Raw genomic sequence first — 3384 nt, forward strand, 5'->3', positions numbered from 1 at the left:
GATCAAATCAAGCGCGAAAAGGGCGTTTGGTGGATGCCTTGGCAGTAAGAGGCGATGAAGGACGTGATACTCTGCGATAAGTCCTGGGGAGCTGAGAATGAGCTTTGATCCAGGAATTTCCGAATGGGGCAACCCACCTGATACTTTGTTATAATAGCCGCAAGGCTGCCTATAATGAGGTAAACCAGGTATTTGTAGGCTGAATACATAGGCTTACAAAAGCAAACCCGGGGAACTGAAACATCTAAGTACCCGGAGGAAAGGAAATCAACAGATACTCCCCTAGTAGCGGCGAGCGAACGGGGACCAGCCGAGCCATGAGTGTGATTAGAATGAGTTGGAAAGCTCAACCAGAGTGGGTGACAGTCCCGTATAAGAAGCATGATTGGACGTATTAAGTAGGGCGGGACACGTGAAATCCTGTCTGAACATCGGAGGACCACCTTCGAAGGCTAAGTACTCCTTACTGACCGATAGCGAACCAGTACCGTGAGGGAAAGGTGAAAAGCACCCCGACGAGGGGAGTGAAACAGTACCTGAAACCGAACGCCTACAAGCAGTTGGAGGGTCCATGAGGCCTGACAGCGTACCTTTTGTATAATGGGTCATCGACTTGGTCTCACGAGCAAGCTTAAGCCGTTAGGTGTAGGCGCAGCGAAAGCGAGTCTTAATAGGGCGCATGAGTTCGTGGGATCAGACCCGAAACCGAGTGATCTAGGCATGTCCAGGATGAAGGTTAGGTAACACTAACTGGAGGTCCGAACCCACACCTGTTGAAAAAGGTCGGGATGAGGTGTGCCTAGGGGTGAAAGGCCAATCAAACTCGGAGATAGCTGGTTCTCTGCGAAATCTATTTAGGTAGAGCGTCGTCCGAATACCCTCGGGGGTAGAGCACTGGATGGGTAATGGGGCCTTACCGGCTTACTGATCCTAACCAAACTCCGAATACCGAGGAGTACTAGACGGCAGACACACATCGGGTGCTAACGTCCGGTGTGAAGAGGGAAACAACCCTGACCTACGACTAAGGCCCCTAATTCATGGCTAAGTGGGAAAGCAGGTGGGACGGCCAAAACAACCAGGAGGTTGGCTTAGAAGCAGCCATCCTTTAAAGATAGCGTAACAGCTCACTGGTCTAAACAAGCTGTCCTGCGGCGAAGATGTAACGGGGCTCAAGCCATGAGCCGAAGTCTAGGGTGTATAGCAATATACGCGGTAGCAGAGCGTAGTGTGACATAGTTCCATGTCTCTTCAGCGGGCTTGCCCGTTTTGGAGACGCGGAGCTTTCTGTGAAGCCCCCCTGTGAGGGATGGGGTGGAGAGATCACTAGTGAGAATGATGACATGAGTAGCGACAAAGGGGGTGAGAGACCCCCTCGCCGAAAGTCCAAGGGTTCCTGCTTAAAGCTAATCTGAGCAGGGTAAGCCGACCCCTAAGGCGAGGCCGAAAGGCGTAGTCGATGGGAACCAGGTTAATATTCCTGGGCCGTGGAGTGGTGACGGATCTGAGCCGTAGTTTGTCCTTATCGGATTGGACAGGCTGCCAACAGGTTCCTGGAAATAGCCCTCCTTTAAGATCGTACCCTAAACCGACACAGGTGGACTGGTAGAGAATACCAAGGCGCTTGAGAGAACCACATTTAAGGAACTCGGCAAAATACCTCCGTAAGTTCGCGAGAAGGAGGCCCGGTTTTGACGCAAGTCGAGGCCGGGGGCACAAACCAGGGGGTGGCGACTGTTTACTAAAAACACAGGGCTCTGCGAAGTCGCAAGACGACGTATAGGGTCTGACGCCTGCCCGGTGCCTGAAGGTTAAAAGGAGGAGTGCAAGCTCCGAATTGAAGCCCAGGTAAACGGCGGCCGTAACTATAACGGTCCTAAGGTAGCGAAATTCCTTGTCGGGTAAGTTCCGACCTGCACGAATGGCGTAACGACTTCCCCGCTGTCTCAAATGTGGACTCAGCGAAATTGAATTGCCTGTCAAGATGCAGGCTACCCGCGGTTAGACGGAAAGACCCCATGCACCTTTACTATAGCTTCACACTGGCATCAGGTACAGCATGCGCAGGATAGGTGGTAGGCTTTGAAGCCGGGACTCTGGTCCTGGTGGAGCCTCCCTTGAGATACCACCCTTGCTCTGCTTGATGTCTAACCGCGGTCCGTCATCCGGATCCGGGACCCTGTGTGGTGGGTAGTTTGACTGGGGCGGTCGCCTCCCAAATCGTAACGGAGGCGCGCGAAGGTTGGCTCAGAGCGGTCGGAAATCGCTCGTTGAGTGCAATGGCAGAAGCCAGCCTGACTGCAAGACTGACAAGTCGAGCAGAGTCGAAAGACGGCCATAGTGATCCGGTGGTCCCGCGTGGAAGGGCCATCGCTCAACGGATAAAAGGTACGCTGGGGATAACAGGCTGATGGTGCCCAAGAGTCCATATCGACGGCACCGTTTGGCACCTCGATGTCGGCTCATCTCATCCTGGGGCTGGAGCAGGTCCCAAGGGTACGGCTGTTCGCCGTTTAAAGAGGTACGTGAGCTGGGTTTAGAACGTCGTGAGACAGTTCGGTCCCTATCTTCCGTGGGTGTAGGATACTTGAGAGGAGTTGCCCCTAGTACGAGAGGACCGGGGTGAACGATCCACTGGTGGACCTGTTGTCGTGCCAACGGCAGTGCAGGGTAGCTATGATCGGACAGGATAACCGCTGAAGGCATCTAAGCGGGAAGCCCCCCTCAAAACAAGGTATCCCTGAGGACCGAGGTAGACCACCTCGTCGATAGGCCGGAGATGTAAGCGCAGCAATGCGTTCAGTTGACCGGTACTAATGGTCCGATAGGCTTGATTTGATCCAGTAGAAGCTGGACCGAAATCAGGATGTATACACACCACAACATCAGTTGTGCTGACTTGAACAACGGTCGATCGCGTCTCTGCGATCGACCGGGTGGCAAGGCATGTTTGCTTGCAAACGTGCAGCCACTCGGTCGATCATGAAGACCCGATCGACCGCTGATGTGAAAACGATGGAGACACCCAGGTGATCTGCCCTGTGGCTGCACATTCGCTGCGCGAACGTGCCCTGCAACCCGGCGGAACCACCTCCGTGGTTCCATCGTCTGTGTTTCTTTGGTGTGGTGATCATAGCGTGAGCAAAACACCCGATCCCATCCCGAACTCGGCCGTTAAGTGCCACAGCGCTGATGGTACTGCGTCTCAAGACGTGGGAGAGTAAGTCATTGCCACACCTAACAAACACAGACACGTATCTCTCGAACGATCAAAAGCGACAGGCGGTGATCACTCACCAGCCCATGGCGCGGGATGGAGCAGCCCGGTAGCTCGTCAGGCTCATAACCTGAAGGTCGTAGGTTCAAATCCTACTCCCGCAACCA

Annotated in this window: 1 tRNA gene and 2 rRNA genes; all 3 read left to right on the forward strand. The window is 54.0% G+C overall.

The features are described from left to right. Positions 1-5: 5 nt before the first annotated feature. Positions 6-2838 (forward strand): 23S ribosomal RNA (locus BUA54_RS20280). A gap of 284 nt (positions 2839-3122) precedes the next feature. Then, positions 3123-3237 (forward strand): 5S ribosomal RNA (rrf, locus tag BUA54_RS20285). 70 nt (positions 3238-3307) lie between these two features. After that, a tRNA-Met gene (locus BUA54_RS20290) sits at positions 3308-3384 on the forward strand.

This window comes from Loktanella atrilutea (assembly GCF_900128995.1).
In the GTDB taxonomy this organism is placed as follows: Bacteria; Pseudomonadota; Alphaproteobacteria; order Rhodobacterales; family Rhodobacteraceae; genus Loktanella; species Loktanella atrilutea.